We start from the raw sequence: 18,389 nt of genomic DNA, 5'->3' as shown, positions 1-18,389 counted from the left end.
CCTATGATTACATACGAAGAGAAGGTTATAAAAGAATTGGAGCAGTGGAAAGCTACATTCATGAAAGATTCTTCTATGATGACACGGTTCTCTAAGAAAGTGCAGACGAAAGTACAACAGCTTATTCCGGCGAAAGTGCAAAAAGTATTAACAGAAACGATTCGGATGATGGTGCAAACGATTAGTGCCGGATCAAACTTTATAAAGCCGAAATTAAAAGAGACGAACTGGTCATTGCAAAGAAGAGACGACGAAGTACGTAAAAAAATGGATGAGTACAAAAAAATAGCAGCGGCAGAAGGAGCGGGGACGGGAGCAGGCGGTATTCTCCTTGGCCTTGCTGACTTTCCGCTTTTACTCGGCATTAAAATTAAATTTTTATTCGATGCAGCAACATTGTACGGATTTGATACGAGCGACAAAGAAGAGCGCCTTTTTATCCTTCACGTTTTCCAACTTGCCTTTTCAAGTGACGACCACCGAAAAGAAATATGGAAAGCCATCGAAACGTGGGATACAGAAGAAGAAAACCATATGGACTGGGAAAAGTTCCAAACAGAGTACCGAGACTATATCGATTTAGCAAAAATGCTTCAGCTCGTACCAATAATCGGTGCCCCGGTCGGCGCGTATGCGAACTATCAATTACTGCAAAGACTTGGGGAAGTAACGATGAATTGTTATCGTATGCGATTGCTGAATAGGAATTAAAAAGAAAGCATCCTAAATGTGTGATTTAGGATGCTTTTTTGTTTTAATGATTAATGCATCAAAAGAAGAAGGTATAATTCAGATTGTCTTTTCAGTGTTTTAGGCTGAAATTAGTAGTGGAGGTAGTTGACATGTAATAAGGTAATTATGACTCTAGATGATCTAATTCCCATCCAACAACTGAATAATTTTAACGTTTAATAATTGAAACAAAGAAATTTCTGTTTTTCTGGTCTTTTACATGACCAGAAACTCGAATCATACCACCACTAGCGGCAGGTTTAATATCAACTTTAGTCACTATAACATCAATATTTTCTTTTTTCTTCATATGTTCTATGGCAGCTGTAGCAGCTTTTTCTTTTTCTATATTTCTATCATGCATAATTTTTAGTGTACATCCTATAGTTAAAGTTATAATTGTGATCATGATTAAAATTATGATGTTTTTCTTTTTTAATTCCCTCATACAATCCCTCCTGGAATTATCTTGTAATTAATACTATAAATTATTTTTAAGGAGAGGGAAATATAAGTAATACGGTTAGTGGTGAATTTCTTGTTCGTTTATCAAGAATAAGTTTGGAATCATAAAGAAACTTGGGAAGCTATTGAAATACCTAGTTCTGTATCATTACATAATTTTATAAATAGTTGCATCAAAATAAATTGTTATTGCTTTTCGGAGTTTGCTTTATGATGCGGACACATTTGATGTACTAGGTGTCCTTACGTTTTTTAATAGTTTGTATGTTTCTCGACTGTACTTAAGGGATGCAAAAAACACTTATAGATACAATCTATGAGTGTTTTTGGTGGTATGGGTTTATTTAGGCGTTCATTATAATCTTATCTCGCCCCAAATTCGTCTGGAGCACAGAAGTTAGGTGGGGACGAACAAAACCCCCACTGATAAAAATTTTACTTTATTCGTCGCCCCAATATGCAACTTCATAATTTTGGGATTTATTTATTACAACGTAAAGTTTTTTTTGGTTATTGTTTTTATCATACCCTCTAACTCTAATAAAGCCCGCAAGTTCTAATTGTTGAATTTTTACATCGGTTACCACAAAATCTATTTTTTTCTTTTTTCATAGTTTCTATTGCAACTTCAGCAGCCTTTTCTTTTGCAGCATTTTGGTCATGAATAAACTTTGCTATATAACCTATGATTAACATCATAATTATTACGGATAATAATATGAAAATATTTTGTTTCTTATTGAGAATCATCTAAATTCCAACCCATGATAGAATAATTTTGTTTTTTGCTTACTGTGACATAAAACTTTCTTTTTTTATCATTTTCCGCATATCCTCTAACCTCAATAACCCCCCCTTGAAAAGCGGATTTAATATCGACTTTAGTTACTATAACATCTATATTTTCTTTTGTTTTTATATGTTGTATAGCAGCTTCAGCAGCTCTTTCTTTTGTTATATTTCTATCGTGAATAAAGGATGCAGTACAGCCTATGGCAAAAATTATAACTGTTACAATGATTAAAATTATAATCCTTTTCTTTTTTGATTGATCCATATGTATCTCCTGAAATTTCTTTATATTATTTTTTATAAAGAAATAATATAAAACAAATCGTGAACTAATCGTATTTTAGTTCGAAATTTTTGGTGGTTGAAATGGTACTGATATGATAGTTATTAGCGTATTCAACTGCAACACTAAATTCTTTGTTTTTGTCATCCGTTACATAACCAGATATAAAAATTGTTTGAAGATCATTTGGAGTGAATTTATGTTTAGTAATAGTTACATCTACGTTTTCCTCCTCCTTGAAGTATTTAAGAGTTTCTTCTTTAGCCTTATTAACGATTTGTTGTTCCTTATTTTATTATTTTAATATCCATATTTATCCTCCAATGATGGCATCTTGATTATATAAAATATCGTGATAGAAGGAATGTTTTTAGTGAAAAAAGCACTCACTTTTTCTGGTAGCGGGTGCTTTTTAGTTTTCTTTCTTATAAGGAATACTCCTGAATTAAAGAAACAAACTTAAATAGTTATGTTGAAGTGAAACCGTTAGATTTAGTGTTTTAAATCAAAACCTTCAGATGTGGAAATGGAACCGATGTGATAATCATCTTTATAATCAATTGAAGTAGTAAATTTCTTATTTGTATCATCTTTGATATGACCCGTTATAAAAATAGTTTCGATATCATTAGAAGGAAATCTATGATTTGTAATAGTCACTTCTAAATTCTCTTTTTCTTTGAAATACTGAATGGTTTCTTCTGTTGCTTTATTAACGATTTGTTGTTCAGTATTTTTTTGATCTATAGTACATCCTCCTAAAAGGATAAGTGTGAAAGTAAAGAATAATCTTATAGCATATTTTTTCAAGAATAATCACTCCATGAATGTTGCGTTATATTCCTCTTCACTAAATTGTATATCCACAGAATATGTTGTGGCTGGGTATAAAGAAACGGGACTCTAAAGTAAAAAGGTTATTAGTTTTTAAGTTTTAAATTTTTAATGTTGGGAGTTAGGCTTATTGAATAGTCATCCTAGCTTATATGCACATGAAATAATTAGAATTAATATAAATTCCCAACAAAAATATATTGTATTTTTATATTAATTTCACTCATCATAACTAATACTTTCAACCTTATATTTATCTTTATAATTTATATCTGCAGTTATTTTACGATTTGGATTATTGGTTACATGACCCGATACAAAAATTACTCCAAAATCTGCAGGGCCGAATTCGACTTTTGTCACTGTAACATCTAGTTTTTTATCCTCTTTAAAATGTTGGATTGCGATCTTTGTTGCTTTTTCTTTTAATGCTATTTCTTCATCATTTTTTTGTTTGTTCATATACATCAACCCTCCAATAAAAAGTATTATTATAATTACTATTAACAAAAATCCCTTTTTTTTCAAAAAAATCACCCTCTTCTAATAATAAACTATTTATTATAGGGGTAAAAGAATGAAAGAAAGTGCAGTTTTAGATCAAACTTATTATGATTTGGCAAAGGGAGCTTGTAGGAATAATTTAGGTGAAAATTATGAGATAAAGGATTATATAGATCAAAAAAAGTTTTACAGACATGAAAAGTAGGAGAAACATTCCACGATAAACCGGAATGGGCGCAGTAGTCTTTTTATTAGATGTGAATGGGGAAAAGCAAGTTATGGTAGCTTTCCGAGGAACAGAAGGGGATAAAATTATAAAGAAAAACTCTTTAGGCGTTCCGATGAAGCTAGGGAAGGTATGAGGGATTTAAAAACAGATACAAATCATTTTGTTAATAAAAAAATTTATATGCTAAAATATTTTACGTAAAAAAGACACTCTAGTGAGTGTCTAATAATTATTCTTTTAATTTTAGATTTTTAGAGTATGATCTAGAACTTATATTATACTCTCCACCCCCATATTCTACACCTACTCCAAACGTTTTGCTTTCATCTCCTTTAACATGTCCATCTATAAAAACAGTTTGAAAATCATTGGGGGAGAACTCATGTCCTGTAATTACTACATCTAGCTCCTCTCTTTCTTTAAAATATTTAATGGTTATCTCTTCTGCCTTTGCTACTATTTCTTTTTCTTCATTTGTTTTATTATTCATACTGCATCCCCCTAAAAGTATAAGTGTAAGGATAATGAATAATCTTATACCATATTTTTTCAATCAAAATCCCTCCATTAATGTTATTCTATATTTAGAATATATTAAATTATCTGGGAGGGGAAATGTTTTGAATGAAAATGATAAAGTTTTAGATTCTAGTTATTATCAAATGTCAAGGTTTGCTTATCGTGGTGATGAGAAGTTAGGAAACAGTATTGAGGTCACCGACAACAAAGGTAATCCTTTACAAAAATGGGAAGTAAGCGAGACGTTCCACGACAAACAAACCGGAATGGATGCAGTAGCCTTTGAACGAGATGTCGATGGGAAAAAGCAAGTTATGGTAGCTTTCCGAGGTACAGAAGGGGACAAAATTATAGAGAAAAACTCTTTAGGCATTCCGATGAAGCCAGGGGAAGGTATGAAGGATTTAAAAACGGATACTAATCATTTTGTATTACGAGAAGGTGTTCATGAACCAGCAGCACCTCCTGTAGCAGGGACTGAGAATGAAGGTTCAAAGAAATATTGGAATGAAGAGAATCAGCGCTGGGAAACACATAATCAATTCGAACAAGCTGAAAGGGTCATGAAACAAGTAACGGATACATACAAGGACAGGGATGATGTGGAGATATATACGACGGGTCATTCGTTAGGGGGAGCTTTAGCGGAATATGCAGCGGCATCTAATGATAATGTAAGATGTATGTCATGGAATGCGCCGAGTGCAAAACATTTGTTACCGCCTGATTTACAAGAAAGAGCAAATAATGGTGAGTTTAATAATAGAATTGTAAGTGTTGTTCACGGAAATGATTCAATTGGCTATGGACCATTTGGTGCATATGAAAGTCATATAGGCTCTACTTATGCGGTAACCCCACCAATTTCGAAAGAAGAAATGTCAAAGCTATCATTACAGCAAAAGCTTGGGATGGATGTTACTCGATTTTTGAATTCGATAAGTGGCCCTGGTTATCATTATCAAACAGATCAGAACTTCCGGTTTGGAGAGAATGGGTCTTTATCCAATAAATACTTGTTAAATGTAGACACGAATGAAAGAGTTTATGATTCACCAGGCGCGTTATTAGGCGGGGGAGAAATTCGTGTAGTGGTAGAGAATTTAGAACAAGCCGTAAGAGATATGAAGCGAAACGCACAAGAATTTCAAGATAGAGTACCGAGGTTAATTTCTAATATGATGACACTATTAGAAACGGCTGAAAGTAGACGGGTAGAAGCTAAAGTAAATAATATACGTGCACATGTAGAGCATTTAAGTTTTTGGTACATACGAACAGCAACGGAAATTTCAGATTTTATTGAGAAGAAAGCCGATGATTATAAGAAGACGGATCAACAATATTAAGGGAGAAGATTAGGATGCCGAGAATTTACTTAAATGAAGAAGCATTGAACCAAGCTTTACAACAATTTGACCATATGATTCAAGACTTAAATCATAATAAAAGAGTTGTAAGTAATGTACATAATTTACTCTTATCAAGCTGGTCGCAACTTGGAGTGGGGAAGAAGGCTATTAGCGATTTAGAATCTTTTAAAAAAGATATCGAAAGAAGGATGGAAGAATTAGAGTCTGATAAAAGAGAGTTAAAGGGTGCGATTGATTTATTAAAAGCGCTGGACCAAAGCTATGATTATATGGGTCCTAAATATTAAATTACAAGAAGCACTCACAAAGGTGCTTTTTGTAGTTTAACTGGATTAAAGGTTATTGTAGTCATTATTAAGGAATATGATCCTAGATCCATAATGTAGATTGAAAAGTAATATACAGTTTTGAATCAAACTTGCAAATGATGATTTTTTATTTTACAATTTATTTACCGACCGGTAAGTAAAAATAAGTGAGGTACAGTATGACAAAGAATTTACAAACATCGCAAAACATTGTAGAGGCATCATTTAAACTTATGGCAGAGCACGGCATTGAGAAGATGAGTCTTTCCATGATCGCGAAAGAGGTAGGTATTTCAAAACCGGCTATTTATTATCATTTTTCTTCTAAAGAAGCGTTAGTCGATTTTTTATTTGAAGAAATTTTTTCTGGGTATCATTTCGTGAGTTATTTCGATAAAGAACAATATACGAAAGAAAACTTTGCAGAAAAGTTAATTGCCGATGGTTTACATATGCTTTCTGAATATGAAGGGCAAGAAGGAATATTACGCGTTATAAATGAATTCATCGTAACTGCATCGCGAAATGAAAAGTATCAGAAACGCTTATTTGAAATACAAGAAGATTTCTTAAATGGTTTCCACGATTTATTGAAGAAAGGTGTGGAACTTGACGTTGTGTCACAACAGGCAACGGAAGAAAATGCTCATACGTTAGCGCTCGTAATCGATAATATGAGTAATTACATGTTAATGGGATTCCAGTTAAAGTATAAAGAAATTTGGATTCGAAATGTGAAAAACGTCTTGAAGGAGGAATAAAAGTGAAAATGCAAAAAAACTGGTGGCTCGGTTTTCTCGGATTTATTGGGATTTATAAAATTCCAGGTATGATTGAAGCTTTTCAAGCAGATGGAAGTTGGATGAAGTTAATTGGCTTCATTTGGCTACTTTGGTTCGGATATTTTATTCCTGAGAAGAAAGAAGATTAAATTTCAATTTTATGTAAAGTTATGTAAAATATAGATTGAGAGTATTCGTATATTAGATTACTAGATTTGGAGTGGTTACATGGATCCATTGAAAAATGAAATTAACCCTGACATGGTCAAGGTGTGGAAAGTTCGTGCTGTAATTGAAGAAGGAATCGGTATTCTCGTCATTTTAGCTTACCTTTTCCTCATGATAAAGTTTGATTGGTGGGCGTGGATTTTGTACGTGTTAATTGGGTTAACGGTTGCACTAGCACCATTGGAGTACTTCGTATTCCCAAAACTTCGTCAACGTTATTACAGTTATCAATTAAATGAAGAAGAACTTGAAATTCAGCACGGTCTTTTCGTCGTAAAGCGCGTATTAGTACCGATGATTCGTGTACAGCACGTGACGATTGAACAAGGTCCGATTATGAGGAAATATGGCTTAGCAGAATTGCACATTTCAACAGCAGCAACTTCTCATAGCATCCCAGGCTTAACGATGTATGAAGCAGAAATGTTGAAAACGAAAATCGCAGAATTAGCGAAAGTGAGTGATGAGGATGTATAAGAGACAGCATCCAATCACGATGTTATTAGAATTAAAAATAACAGACTTTATACCACTCATTATTTTCATGTTTAGCTTAAATGGAAAATTCCCGTTTTGGTATTTAATTCCCGCTGCATTCGGTTTACTCACTGTTTTTTCAGCGTTTGAAAAATGGTATTACACAACGTATTGGGTTGAAAATAACGTATTACACGTAAAACAAGGGCTCTTTGTGAAGAAGGAGAGCTACTTAAATAAAGAACGTGTTCAAACGATTAATACAAGTTCTAACGTGTTATATCAAATGCTTCGCTTAAAAAAGATTCAAATTGAAACAGCAGGGGGAGGCGACGATGCAGAAGTAAGCTTAGCTGGTATTACAGTAGAAGAAGCAACAGAGCTTATTGCAATGCTAAATGATCCAACTCCAGAAGTGAACGCAGAAGAAACATCAGAAGAAGTAGTAGAAAAAGAAATCGTTACAGAAGAAAAACAAGCGACTGAATATAAATTAACTTGGAAAGAAATTTTGCTAGCGTCTGTTACATCTGGTCAGTTTGGACTATTATTCTCATTAATCTTTTTCGTGTATCACCAAGTAGATGAGTACATTCCGAAATGGATAGAGAATGGCGTCAAGTCGTATGTAATGGAACATGATATATATGGCTGGATTTTCATGATAGCTAGTTTGATTGTCCTTTCATGGATTATATCGACAATCGGTTATGCGCTAAAACATGGAGATTTCACAGTGAATCGAAGAAATGATGAAGTCCGCATTTCGCAAGGATTACTTGAGAAAAAAGAACTCGTCCTAAAATTGCACCGCATTCAAGGTATTACGATAAAAGAAAGTATTTTACGTCAGCCATTCGGTTATTGTGCTGTACAAGTAGAAGTGATTCAAGGTAAAGGACTGGGTGACGAGAAAGAAAAAGTTACACTGCATCCTATCATTCGAAAAGATCGCGTACAACAGTTACTCGCACATTTACAATTACCATACGAACTGAATACAAACATTATTTCATTACCAAAAGTAGCATTACGTCGTTACTTAATTGATAGTTTTATATTCTTCGCAATGCTAGCAATCCCGCTTATTGGAATAAGTATATACTTTGAAAAGCACTTCATCATGTGGGCATTGATTCCGCTCGCGATCCTCATCTTTACACTTGGATACGCAACATTTAAAACAAATGGCTACAGTGTAAATGGAGAGCAAATTACGCTTGTATATCGCAGCGTCGGCAAATATACAGGGCTTGTTAGAAGAAGGCACGTCCAATCAATGGAAAAGACACAATCCTATTTCCAGCGCCGTGCAAATCTATGTACGTACAAATTCTCTAACGCATCATCGGATTATAAATTAGAGCATACGAGAGTAGAAGATGCGGAGAGAATGCAGGATTGGTATAAGAAGAGAATGAGTGAGAATTAACTTGAAAAAGCTTGCCTATTATGAAAGGCAGGCTTTTTTTATTATAGGAAAATGAGTGACTTAATTCATATATTAGTAAAGCTACAGCGCACATATATCAATACATATCAAAAAAGGTAGTATGCTTCTATTTTCAGGAAAATCTGTGGAATTTTTGATATGAATGGTATACTAATATAGAAAAAGTATTAGGAGGCTATATATGATAAGTCAGTTAAAAAGAGAAGCACTTGATGCATTAAAAGGAAAATGGGGATTAGCGGTAGGGGCAACCTTATTAGTCGGAATCCTTATTGGAGCTGTTGAAATGCTAACCACAGGTATTTTCTCGATATTTTGGGGTTGGGAAGAAGCAAATGAGTCGCTTACGGTAACTATTATTGCAATGTTTATTATCGGTCCGTTAACAGTGGGTGCTTCTTATTTTGTTTTAAATGTAATTCGCGGGACTAATGCTCGTATTGGTCATATATTTAGATGGTTTAACGATGGAAGTAAGTTTATGAAATCGTTTTTAACATATTTACTAATGAATGTGTACTTGATTCTATGGACATTACTTCTTATTATTCCAGGTATTATTAAATCATTTTCTTATTCTATGACATATTTTATTTTGAATGATCATCCAGAATATACAGCGAATCAAGCGATTACTGAAAGTCGTCGTATGATGAATGGACATAAAATGGATTACTTTTTATTATGCTTAAGCTTCTTAGGTTGGTTCATTTTAAGTATTCTTACTTTAGGAATCGGTTTCTTATGGTTAGTACCATATTTCTACACGACATCAGCTGCATTTTATGAAGAGATTTCAAAAGAATATTATAAAAAAGAAGACACTAATTTCTAATAACCACCTGTCCCTTAAAGAATATAGGGCACAGATAGTTTAGATGTTCTGTTTATGGGGAGCACTTCAGGATAAGGTATAGGTTTTTATATAAAAATTCTGCCCTCTATGTTTTAGGATAGAGGGCTATTTTTTCATGTAAAAATAATGAATAATATATGTGAAACAAAAAAGCGAGGTGAATGAGAGTGAGCAAGTTTTTAATTCCGTATTCATTTTCTATATTAAGTTTCTTTATTTCAGTAACGGCACTTGATTTATATGATAGGATAGGAAAAAATGATGAGATGACTTCGCCAAACATAATTGGAAAGATAATTCAATCTACTGCGCAAATGGGAGTCCTTACATTATATTTCGGAGTACCTATCATTTTAGGTGGCTGTCTACTTGGGGAATTATTGTTTAGAGGTATCATTTTACGATTTAAAATAAGCTATATTATATCTTTATTATTATATTTACTTTTAGCTTGTAGTATTGTTTCAGTAACAGTTGGGATTCCAACTACATATGAAGATTCTAATATTTTTTTCATGGGAATAACTATGATTTGCGCTGTTACATTCTTTGTGGGCCGGAATATATCGGAAAAAACAAGTTAATAATGGAGTGACAGAATGAAATACACTTGTCCGTGCTGCGGGTATAGAACAATAGAAGAACCACCAGGTACATATGAAATTTGTAATATATGTTATTGGGAAGATGATGAGGTCCAGTTTAACGATCCTGACTTTGAAGGCGGGGCGAATGAAGTTTCGTTAAGACAAGCACAGAAAAATTTCATTACATTGGGTGCTTGCGAGGAATGTTTTGTTGGATCAGTTAGAAAGCCAAATAGTGAAGATGTGAAGGACGCTAGTTGGAAGCAAATTTAGTAAGTAAAATGTTATTACTCAATTTATCAGGAGTAATAACATTTTTTTTATGCAATGATGAAAGAATTAACGCCGTCTTATAAGATAAAATAGTAAAGATGATACAGTAATAGGAAGGCCAGTATCCAGAAAAGCTTCTAAATAAAAGGATAGAAAATCTCTGTCATTAAACCACATAAAGAATAAATGATTGTAGGAAATACCTAACAGTATAAATAAAGGAATACCGATCTTTAATTCGTGACTTCCTTTTATTTTTCTATAACAAAATTCACCTAATAAACAACCGATAAGAACAGGAATGCTTCCAAGAATTAAAAACATAATAATAGATACCCAAATCGGTCCCCATGAATCCGCATAATTTGGAACTAGTGTATACTGTAAAACGTTCACAATGATAGAAAAAACCAGTAAGCATATTAAATAACTAATAGAAAATTTTTTCAATGGAATCATCCTTATAAAAGTTCACTTTATTTTTATGAACATATAAACCTCTTTGAATTATAGATTAAATATATAAGGATAATCAATTTGTATGCATTTCATGTTTATGGATATATTTTCAACGAATATAAATGTATAGATGTATAGTCAATTGTGAGTATTTGATGTTATCATATTGAATGATATGGAAATTTTTAATAGAAGAAGCAACGAACAATTCAAAGGTAATGAAGCCTTTGTGGTATAAAGAAAATATTTATTATTACTCAGCGATATTAAAAATAAGATACATATTTATATAAATTTAGTAGAAATGGGGGTTTTAAAAAGGAATGAGTATAAGTATAACAAGGCAAAAAATTTTAGCAGCCGCTTCTCAAATTGTGCAATGTAAAGGGGTTGCTAAGTTAACCTTAGAAGCGGTAGCAAAAGAGGCGGGGATAAGTAAAGGTGGATTGTTGTATCACTTTTCAACTAAAGAAGCTTTAATAGAGGGCATGATACTCAAAGGGACGGAGGAGTATCAAGACGCTATTCACAATAAAGTAGCGGAGGACTTAGAGAAGAAAGGAAGGTGGGTACGTTCTTTTGTAGAGGAAAGATTAAGTAATGAGGGAAGAGTAGAAGAGCTGGGTAGTAGTATGATGGCAGCATTAATGCTAAAGCCTGAATTACTTGAACCGTTAAAACAATCATTTCAGCAACTGCAAAATAAAATAGAAAATGATGAGATAGATTCAGTTTGTGCCACAATTATTAGATTAGCGGCAGATGGATTATGGTATTCGGAATATTTAGGGGTTGGAAGACTAAGCCCCGAATTAAGAGAAAAAGTGATTCAAGCTCTTATTTTTAATTCATATAAATAGAATATATGAACTATATAATGTAAAACAATTCACCATTGCTTATTTAATGCACTGGTGAATTGTTTTTTTTATTAGAAAAATAGAACAATTTCATAGAGTATTGAATTATAACCGTCCAGACGGTATAGTAATATTTGGTTTAAGAGGAAAATGAAACAAAAAAAGAATAAAAAATATTTTTAGCACACTATTCGAAAGGATAGGCCGCAAAGCTTAGAGTCTACGGTAATACATATTGGTTACTAAGATCGTCTGGTTGCACATTTTTGATGCAACCGGACGGTCTTTTTTTGTTATATAAATATAAAAAATAGGAGGGAATTATGCAAATGAAAAGTACTAAGAGGCATATTTCGATGGTTTCATTAGTTTTTCTAGTATTATTTTCAGTGCTAAATGTGTGGGCTCCAGTTATTCAAGCCGCTGTGATAAAAAATCCAGTGGACGAGATTAATATCTCCCGTACTGATGGTACAACGTCTGAACCATATCAAGCCTCAGATGGCATGAAAGTAGAAGTGAAGTGGTCAGCTAAAGAAAAAATAAAAAGTGGAGATCAATTCACAATTGATATGCCAAAAGAATTTAGAAAAGATCTTATGAATATGAGTTTTCCTTTAAAAGATGCTGAAGGAAAAACAGTTGGTACATGTGAGATGAAAAAAGGTCTATTGACATGTACTATGGGTGATTACGTAGAAGGAAAGAATAACGTTAAAGGTTCTTTATTCGTAGAATTCTACTTTGGGCTAGAAGCATATGATGGTGTCAAAGAAATTCCATTAGAATTTAACGTTGATGGTCAAATCGTAAATAAAGAAGTAAGTGTAAATAATACGACAGAGAGACCGAAGCCACATCCCAATACAGATAATCTATTGAAATGGGGTTCTTATAATCAAGAAGATCCATCCATTGCTGATTGGCTTGTATATGTAAATGCAACTGGAACAGAAATGCAAGATCTTAAATTAACAGACACATTAGGACCTGGGCATGAATTAATTACAGATAGCTTAGTATTAGAAGAGGCTGTATTTGAAGATGGCTATGCACCAACAAATATTAAGCCAGCAGATTTATCTAAAATTAAAATCAATGCAACGAAAACTGGATTTACAATTGAATTTCCAGACAGTTCAAAAGGTTATATTTTAAGATATAAAACAAAGATTACCAATCCCGCTGCAAAGCCTCATAAAAATACAGTGAAATTAGAAGGCAAAAATATTAAAACTGAAGAAAAAGTAGGAGAAGTATTCGTAAGTGGTGGGGGAGGAACTGGTTCAGGCGACGATCATCCACCTAGTATTGAAAAGAATATAGTTGATGAGAGTGGTAAGCTTGTAGAGAATCAGCAGTTAGCGCAAATGGATCAACCTATTCAATATCAAGTTGGTACACATATACCAAACGATCCTCCTAAATACACATCTATGGTAATTAGTGATGATTTAGAAGATGTATTAGAAGTATTAGAGGCAAAAGTGTATGATCAAAATGGCCAAGATATTACTTCTAAAGGAACACTAAAGATAGATAAACAAAAAAGTGAAGTAACATTTACGTTCGGTGAGAGTTTTGACTATAAGTCATATGAAGACCAGATAATTAACCTTAGTATTAAGGCGAAAATTAAAGCTAATGCAGACTTATCTTCTTACGTAGATAAGAAGATTCCTAATAAGGCAGAATTACATTTTGATGATAAAACATTAACATCGAAAGAAGTAAATGTTACACCGCCTGAAGCTCCAAAAGAAGGTACAGTATCGATTCATAAAATAGATGCTGAGAATCCGAACAAAGGGTTAAAAGGTGCCGAATTTGAAGTTCGAAATAGTGCAAATGAAGTTGTTGCAAAACTGATAACGGACGAAAACGGCTTTTCAGTACCTCAAACTTTAGCTCCTGGGACGTATAAAGTTTATGAAAAAGTAGCACCTGAGGGATATCAAAAATTAACAAGTCCGGTAGAGGTTACACTTCAAGCTGGAGAAACAAAAGCAATTGAAATTAAAAATACTTTGCAAAAGGGTCAAATTGAATTAAAGAAAATTGATTCAGAAAATGGTGAAAAACCATTAGCAAATGCAGAGTTTGATATAGTAAAAGACGGTGTAGTAGTTGAGCATATTATTACAGATAAAGATGGTAAGGCAATTTCTAAACCGTTAGCGCCAGGAAAATATATTTTAAAAGAAACGAAAGCGCCTGAAGGATACCAATTAAAAGAAACAGAATTCGAAGTAAATGTAACAGGGGACGGTATATTCCCGATAACAGTAGAAAATGCAATGACAGACAAAGGTAATGTAGAAATTACAAAGGTGGACAAAGAAAACGGTTCAGTATTAGCGGGTGTCGAATTTGAAGTCCAAGATGAGAAAGGTGAAGTAGTAAGAAAAGTAACGACGGATAAAGAAGGAAAGGCAAACGTTTCAGATCTTTCAGTAGGAAAGTACAAATTAGTAGAGACGAAAAGCTTACCAGGTTACAAGAAACTAACAGAGCCAGTATCGTTTGAAATTACAAAAGGTATGACGAAAGTCCTATCATTAAAAGTAGAGAATGAACAGTTAGAAAACGGTTCAGTAGAAATTACAAAAGTGGATAAAGATAGCCAGAAAGCATTAAAAGGCGTAGTTTTCGAAGTACGAGATGAAAAAGATAAAGTAGTCAAAGAGGTAACAACAGATAAAGAAGGAAAAGCAAACGTTTCAGATCTTTCAGTAGGAAAGTACAAATTAGTAGAGACGAAAAGCTTACCAGGTTATAAGAAACTAACAGAGCCAGTGTCATTTGAAATTACAAAAGGTATGACGAAAGTCCTATTATTAAAAGTAGAGAATGAACAGTTAGATAAAGGTTCAGTAGAAATCACAAAAGTAGATAAAGACAGCCAGAAAGCATTAAAAGGCGTAGTCTTCGAAGTACGAGATGAAAAAGATAAAGTAGTAAAAGAAGTAACAACAGATAAAGATGGAAAAGCAACAATTGATGATTTATCAGTAGGAAAGTATAAATTAGTAGAAAAAGAAAGTTTACCAGGTTATAAGAAATTAATAGAGCCGGTATCGTTTGAAATTACAAAAGGCATGACCGAGGTCTTATCATTAAAAATAGAAAATGAAATGGTAGATACGGGAAATATAGAGATAACAAAGATAGATAAAGATAATAAAGCACCGTTGGTGGGAGTAACGTTCGTTGTCCAAGATGAGAAAGGTAACGAAGTTAAAAAAGTAACGACAGATAAAGAAGGAAAAGCAAATGTTTCAGATTTATCAGTAGGAAAGTATGAATTAGTAGAGGTAGAAAGTTTACCAGGTTATAAAAAGCTAGAAAAACCAGTATCATTTGAAATCAAAAAAGGCATGACCGAAGTTCTATCATTAAAAGTAGAAAATGAAATGGTGGATACAGGGAATGTAGAGATAACAAAAATAGATAAAGATAGTAAAGCACCATTAGAAAATGTTGTATTTGAAGTACGTGATTTAAAAGGTAAAGTAGTTGCAAAAGTAACAACGGATAAAGAAGGAAAAGCAAACGTTTCAGATTTATCTATTGGGAAGTATGAGTTGGTGGAGGTAGAAACACCAGCAGGATACAAACCACTTGAAAAACCAATTTTATTCGAAATTGAAAAGGGTAGAGTAACAGCGTTAAAGCTAACAGTCGAAAATGAATTAGTGGATACAGGAAATGTAGAAATTACAAAAGTAGACAAAGAAAATAAAGATGCTTTAGCTGATGCAGTATTTGATATTCAAGATGAAGCAGGACAAGTAGTTGCTAAAATAACGACAGATAAAAAAGGACAAGCAAAAGTTACTAATTTATCAGTTGGAACATATAAGTTAGTAGAAGTGAAAGCACCAAAAGGATATAAGCAATTAGTAGATCCGATTACTTTCCAAATTGAAAAAGGCATGACAAAATCTCTTGCTTTAACAGTCGAAAACGAAATGTTAGACAAGGGTAATGTAGAAGTTACAAAAGTGGATAAAGACAGTCAAAAAGCATTAGAAGGCGTAGTCTTCGAAGTGCAAGATGAGCAAGGAAAAGTAGTAACGAAAGTAACGACAGACAAGGATGGAAAAGCAAGCGTTTCAGGTTTATCCATAGGAACATATAAGTTAGTAGAGGTAGAAAGTTTACTAGGTTATAAAAAGCTAGAAAAACCAGTATCATTCGAAATCAAAAAAGGTATGACGAAAGTCTTATCATTGAAAATAGAGAATGAATTGGTAGACAAAGGTACTTTAGAAGTTACAAAAGTGGACAAAGAAAGTGGCACAGTATTAGCGGGTGTAACTTTCGAAGTGCAAGATGAAAAAGGGAAAGTAGTAACAAAAGTAACGACAGACAAAGAAGGAAAAGCAAACGTTTCAGGTTTATTCATAGGAAAATATAAGTTAGTAGAGGTAGAAAGTTTACCAGGTTATAAAAAGCTAGAAAAACCAGTATCATTTGAAATCAAAAAGGGTATGACAGAAGTTTTATCGCTGAAAGTAGAAAACGAACAAGTAGATAAAGGTTCAGTAGAGATCACAAAAGTGGACAAAGACAGTCAGAAGGCATTGGCAGGTGTAGTCTTTGAAATCCAAGATGAAGCAGGCAAAGTAGTAACGAAAGTAACGACAGATAAAGAAGGAAAAGCGAACGTTTCAGATCTATCAGTAGGAAAATACAAATTAGTAGAGACGGAAAGCTTACCAGGTTACAAAAAGCTAAGCGAATCAGTATCATTTGAGATTACAAAAGGTATGACAGAAGTTTTATCGCTGAAAGTAGAAAACGAACAAGTAGATAAAGGCTCAGTAGAGATTACAAAAGTGGACAAAGACAGTCAGAAGACATTGGCAGGTGTAGTCTTTGAAATCCAAGATGAAGCAGGCAAAGTAGTAACGAAAGTAACGACAGATAAAGAAGGAAAAGCAAACATTTCAGATCTATCAGTAGGAAAATACAAATTAGTAGAGACGGAAAGCTTACCAGGTTATAAAAAGTTAGAAAAACCAGTATCATTTGAAATCAAAAAAGGTATGACAGAAGTCTTATCACTAAAAGTAGAGAATGAACAGTTAGATAAAGGTTCAGTAGAAATTACAAAAGTAGATAAAGACAGTCAAAAAGCATTAGAAGGCGTAGTCTTCGAAGTGCAAGATGAGCAAGGAAAAGTAGTAACGAAAGTGACAACAGATAAAGAAGGAAAAGCAAACATTTCAGACCTATCTGTAGGGAGTTACAAATTAGTAGAGGTAGAAAGTTTACTAGGTTATAAAAAGCTAGAAAAACCAGTATCATTTGAAATTACAAAAGGTATGACGAAAGTCTTATCATTGAAAATAGAGAATGAATGGGTAGACAAAGGTAATGTAGAAGTTACAAAAGTGGATAAAGACAGTGGAACAGTGTTAGCGGGCGTAACTTTCGAAGTGCAAGATGAACAAGGCAAAGTAATAACGAAAGTAACAACAGATAAAGAAGGAAAAGCAAACATTTCAGACCTATCTATAGGGAGTTACAAATTAGTAGAAGTAGAAAATTTACCAGGCTACAAAAAACTAACAGAGCCAGTATCATTCGAAATCAAAAAAGGTATGACAGAAGTTTTATCACTAAAAGTAGAGAATGAACAGTTAGATAAAGGTTCAGTAGAAGTTATAAAAGTAGATAAAGACAGTCAGAAAGCATTAGAAGGCGTAGTCTTTGAAGTGCAAGATGAAAAAGGAAAAGTAGTAACGAAAGTAACAACAGATAAAGAAGGGAAAGCGAAAGTTTCAGATCTATCAGTAGGAAAATACAAATTAGTAGAAACGGAGAGTTTACCAGGTTACAAAAAACTAACAGAACCAGTATCATTCGAAATCAAAAAAGGTATGACAGAAGTTTTATTACTAAAAGTAGAGAATGAACAGTTAGACAAAGGTTCAGTAGAAATTACAAAAATGGCTGCTGAAAGTAAGAATGTATTATCAGGGGCAGTGTTTGAAGTTCATGACGAAAAAGGAAAAGTAGTAACGAAAGTAACAACAGATAAAGAAGGAAAAGCGAAAGTCTCAGACTTATCTGTAGGTCACTACACACTTGTAGAAGTAGAAGCACCAAAGGGTTATGAAAAATTAACTAATCCAATTCCATTTGAAATTACAAAAGGAATGATAAGTCCAGTTCAATTAGAAGTATTAAACAAATTGACTTCTTTAGCACCACCAGGCCCAGAGAAACCAGAAACGACGGATCCAGAAAAACCAGAAACGACGGATCCAGAAAAACCAGAAACGACGGATCCAGAAAAACCAGAAACGACGGATCCAGAAAAACCAGAAACGACGGATCCAGAAAAACCAGAAACRACGGATCCAG

At 33.4% G+C, this 18,389-nt stretch carries 19 protein-coding genes, 3 pseudogenes and 1 riboswitch; of the genes and pseudogenes, 14 read left to right on the top strand and 8 right to left on the bottom strand.

Annotated features, from left to right (window positions below):
• Window positions 1-3: 3 nt before the first annotated feature.
• Window positions 4-711 carry an ecs operon protein EcsC gene (ecsC, locus tag AC1DMU_RS17220; RefSeq protein WP_000634127.1) on the top strand — a complete coding sequence of 236 codons (708 nt, stop codon included), beginning with the start codon at window positions 4-6 and terminating at the stop codon, window positions 709-711.
• Between the two features lie 190 nt (window positions 712-901).
• On the opposite strand, the gene AC1DMU_RS17215 is transcribed toward ecsC, so the two are convergent.
• From AC1DMU_RS17215 to AC1DMU_RS17190, 6 genes and pseudogenes are all read right to left on the bottom strand, one after another.
• Entirely contained in the window at window positions 902-1,180 is a 279-nt protein-coding gene (locus AC1DMU_RS17215) for a hypothetical protein (protein ID WP_088062331.1), read from the bottom strand.
• Window positions 1,181-1,734: 554 nt separating this feature from the next.
• Window positions 1,735-1,947, bottom strand: coding sequence for a hypothetical protein (locus tag AC1DMU_RS17210; RefSeq protein WP_223270639.1), 213 nt, complete (start codon window positions 1,945-1,947; stop codon window positions 1,735-1,737).
• Complete coding sequence (locus tag AC1DMU_RS17205) at window positions 1,934-2,254, bottom strand: hypothetical protein (RefSeq protein ID WP_088062333.1); 321 nt, start codon at window positions 2,252-2,254, stop codon at window positions 1,934-1,936. The genes AC1DMU_RS17210 and AC1DMU_RS17205 overlap by 14 nt, the downstream gene beginning before the upstream one ends.
• Before the next feature lie 64 nt (window positions 2,255-2,318).
• Window positions 2,319-2,564, bottom strand: a pseudogene (locus tag AC1DMU_RS17200) (DUF1433 domain-containing protein); the annotation flags it as partial.
• A gap of 200 nt (window positions 2,565-2,764) precedes the next feature.
• Window positions 2,765-3,082, bottom strand: a complete 318-nt coding sequence (locus AC1DMU_RS17195; protein WP_088062334.1) for a DUF1433 domain-containing protein — start codon at window positions 3,080-3,082, stop codon at window positions 2,765-2,767.
• A gap of 243 nt (window positions 3,083-3,325) precedes the next feature.
• Window positions 3,326-3,568, bottom strand: coding sequence for a hypothetical protein (locus AC1DMU_RS17190; RefSeq protein ID WP_223270640.1), 243 nt, complete (start codon window positions 3,566-3,568; stop codon window positions 3,326-3,328).
• A 115-nt stretch (window positions 3,569-3,683) separates the two neighbouring features.
• Between AC1DMU_RS17190 and AC1DMU_RS17185 the strand changes: the two genes are divergently transcribed.
• Window positions 3,684-3,815, top strand: a complete 132-nt coding sequence (locus AC1DMU_RS17185) for a hypothetical protein (protein WP_255543204.1) — start codon at window positions 3,684-3,686, stop codon at window positions 3,813-3,815.
• Window positions 3,812-4,004: pseudogene (locus AC1DMU_RS17180) on the top strand (lipase family protein); the annotation flags it as partial. The gene AC1DMU_RS17185 and the pseudogene AC1DMU_RS17180, both read left to right, overlap by 4 nt.
• Before the next feature lie 64 nt (window positions 4,005-4,068).
• On the opposite strand, the gene AC1DMU_RS17175 reads toward AC1DMU_RS17180, so the two are convergent.
• Window positions 4,069-4,392, bottom strand: a complete 324-nt coding sequence (locus AC1DMU_RS17175) for a hypothetical protein (RefSeq protein ID WP_176546175.1) — start codon at window positions 4,390-4,392, stop codon at window positions 4,069-4,071.
• 67 nt (window positions 4,393-4,459) lie between these two features.
• On the opposite strand from AC1DMU_RS17175, the gene AC1DMU_RS17170 reads away from it, so the two are divergent.
• The 9 genes and pseudogenes from AC1DMU_RS17170 to AC1DMU_RS17130 all read left to right on the top strand — a co-directional run bounded on the left by AC1DMU_RS17170 (window position 4,460) and on the right by AC1DMU_RS17130 (window position 10,695).
• Entirely contained in the window at window positions 4,460-5,707 is a 1,248-nt protein-coding gene (locus tag AC1DMU_RS17170; RefSeq protein WP_199695145.1) for a lipase family protein, read from the top strand.
• 14 nt (window positions 5,708-5,721) lie between these two features.
• On the top strand, window positions 5,722-6,018 hold the full coding sequence (locus AC1DMU_RS17165) for a hypothetical protein (RefSeq protein ID WP_001137435.1): 297 nt from the start codon (window positions 5,722-5,724) through the stop codon (window positions 6,016-6,018).
• Window positions 6,019-6,218: 200 nt separating this feature from the next.
• Entirely contained in the window at window positions 6,219-6,800 is a 582-nt protein-coding gene (locus AC1DMU_RS17160; protein WP_097890512.1) for a TetR/AcrR family transcriptional regulator, read from the top strand.
• 2 nt (window positions 6,801-6,802) lie between these two features.
• On the top strand, window positions 6,803-6,970 hold the full coding sequence (locus tag AC1DMU_RS17155; RefSeq protein WP_000783808.1) for a hypothetical protein: 168 nt from the start codon (window positions 6,803-6,805) through the stop codon (window positions 6,968-6,970).
• 79 nt (window positions 6,971-7,049) lie between these two features.
• Window positions 7,050-7,526 (top strand): PH domain-containing protein, encoded by a 477-nt coding sequence (locus tag AC1DMU_RS17150; RefSeq protein WP_064473050.1) that lies wholly within the window; start codon window positions 7,050-7,052, stop codon window positions 7,524-7,526.
• On the top strand, window positions 7,519-8,958 hold the full coding sequence (locus AC1DMU_RS17145; protein ID WP_088062344.1) for a PH domain-containing protein: 1,440 nt from the start codon (window positions 7,519-7,521) through the stop codon (window positions 8,956-8,958). Before AC1DMU_RS17150 ends, AC1DMU_RS17145 begins: the two co-directional genes overlap by 8 nt.
• A gap of 202 nt (window positions 8,959-9,160) precedes the next feature.
• A complete protein-coding gene (locus AC1DMU_RS17140) occupies window positions 9,161-9,814 on the top strand; it encodes a DUF975 family protein (protein WP_088062346.1) in 654 nt (217 codons plus the stop codon).
• A gap of 182 nt (window positions 9,815-9,996) precedes the next feature.
• Window positions 9,997-10,438 (top strand): annotated as a pseudogene (locus tag AC1DMU_RS17135) (hypothetical protein).
• On the top strand, window positions 10,435-10,695 hold the full coding sequence (locus AC1DMU_RS17130) for a CPCC family cysteine-rich protein (protein ID WP_088062348.1): 261 nt from the start codon (window positions 10,435-10,437) through the stop codon (window positions 10,693-10,695). Before AC1DMU_RS17135 ends, AC1DMU_RS17130 begins: the two are co-directional and overlap by 4 nt.
• Window positions 10,696-10,761: 66 nt before the next feature.
• Here the strand turns inward: AC1DMU_RS17130 and AC1DMU_RS17125 are convergent, their stop codons facing one another.
• Window positions 10,762-11,145 (bottom strand): hypothetical protein, encoded by a 384-nt coding sequence (locus tag AC1DMU_RS17125; RefSeq protein WP_088062349.1) that lies wholly within the window; start codon window positions 11,143-11,145, stop codon window positions 10,762-10,764.
• A gap of 332 nt (window positions 11,146-11,477) precedes the next feature.
• On the opposite strand from AC1DMU_RS17125, the gene AC1DMU_RS17120 reads away from it, so the two are divergent.
• Both AC1DMU_RS17120 and AC1DMU_RS17115 read left to right on the top strand, forming a co-directional pair.
• On the top strand, window positions 11,478-12,014 hold the full coding sequence (locus AC1DMU_RS17120) for a TetR/AcrR family transcriptional regulator (protein ID WP_060489215.1): 537 nt from the start codon (window positions 11,478-11,480) through the stop codon (window positions 12,012-12,014).
• A 171-nt stretch (window positions 12,015-12,185) separates the two neighbouring features.
• Window positions 12,186-12,278: riboswitch (cyclic di-GMP riboswitch) on the top strand.
• Between the two features lie 59 nt (window positions 12,279-12,337).
• Window positions 12,338-18,389, top strand: a 6,052-nt coding sequence (locus AC1DMU_RS17115) for a SpaA isopeptide-forming pilin-related protein (protein WP_476941537.1), incomplete at its 3' end; no start/stop codon positions are given.

The organism is Bacillus sp. 01N45, assembly GCF_056399205.1.
Note: the sequence above shows the minus strand (reverse complement) of the source record. Positions and strands in the feature narration are given on the sequence as shown.

Excerpts from the sequence above, each read along its gene's own strand:
- ecsC (WP_000634127.1), top strand. The coding sequence starts at position 4 with ATGATTACATACGAAGAGAAGGTTATAAAAGAATTGGAGCAGTGGAAA.
- AC1DMU_RS17215 (WP_088062331.1), bottom strand. The coding sequence starts at position 1,180 with ATGAGGGAATTAAAAAAGAAAAACATCATAATTTTAATCATGATCACA.
- AC1DMU_RS17210 (WP_223270639.1), bottom strand. The coding sequence starts at position 1,947 with ATGATTCTCAATAAGAAACAAAATATTTTCATATTATTATCCGTAATA.
- AC1DMU_RS17205 (WP_088062333.1), bottom strand. The coding sequence starts at position 2,254 with ATGGATCAATCAAAAAAGAAAAGGATTATAATTTTAATCATTGTAACA.
- AC1DMU_RS17190 (WP_223270640.1), bottom strand. The coding sequence starts at position 3,568 with ATGAACAAACAAAAAAATGATGAAGAAATAGCATTAAAAGAAAAAGCA.
- AC1DMU_RS17185 (WP_255543204.1), top strand. The coding sequence starts at position 3,684 with ATGAAAGAAAGTGCAGTTTTAGATCAAACTTATTATGATTTGGCAAAG.
- AC1DMU_RS17165 (WP_001137435.1), top strand. The coding sequence starts at position 5,722 with ATGCCGAGAATTTACTTAAATGAAGAAGCATTGAACCAAGCTTTACAA.
- AC1DMU_RS17160 (WP_097890512.1), top strand. The coding sequence starts at position 6,219 with ATGACAAAGAATTTACAAACATCGCAAAACATTGTAGAGGCATCATTT.
- AC1DMU_RS17150 (WP_064473050.1), top strand. The coding sequence starts at position 7,050 with ATGGATCCATTGAAAAATGAAATTAACCCTGACATGGTCAAGGTGTGG.
- AC1DMU_RS17145 (WP_088062344.1), top strand. The coding sequence starts at position 7,519 with ATGTATAAGAGACAGCATCCAATCACGATGTTATTAGAATTAAAAATA.
- AC1DMU_RS17140 (WP_088062346.1), top strand. The coding sequence starts at position 9,161 with ATGATAAGTCAGTTAAAAAGAGAAGCACTTGATGCATTAAAAGGAAAA.
- AC1DMU_RS17130 (WP_088062348.1), top strand. The coding sequence starts at position 10,435 with ATGAAATACACTTGTCCGTGCTGCGGGTATAGAACAATAGAAGAACCA.
- AC1DMU_RS17120 (WP_060489215.1), top strand. The coding sequence starts at position 11,478 with ATGAGTATAAGTATAACAAGGCAAAAAATTTTAGCAGCCGCTTCTCAA.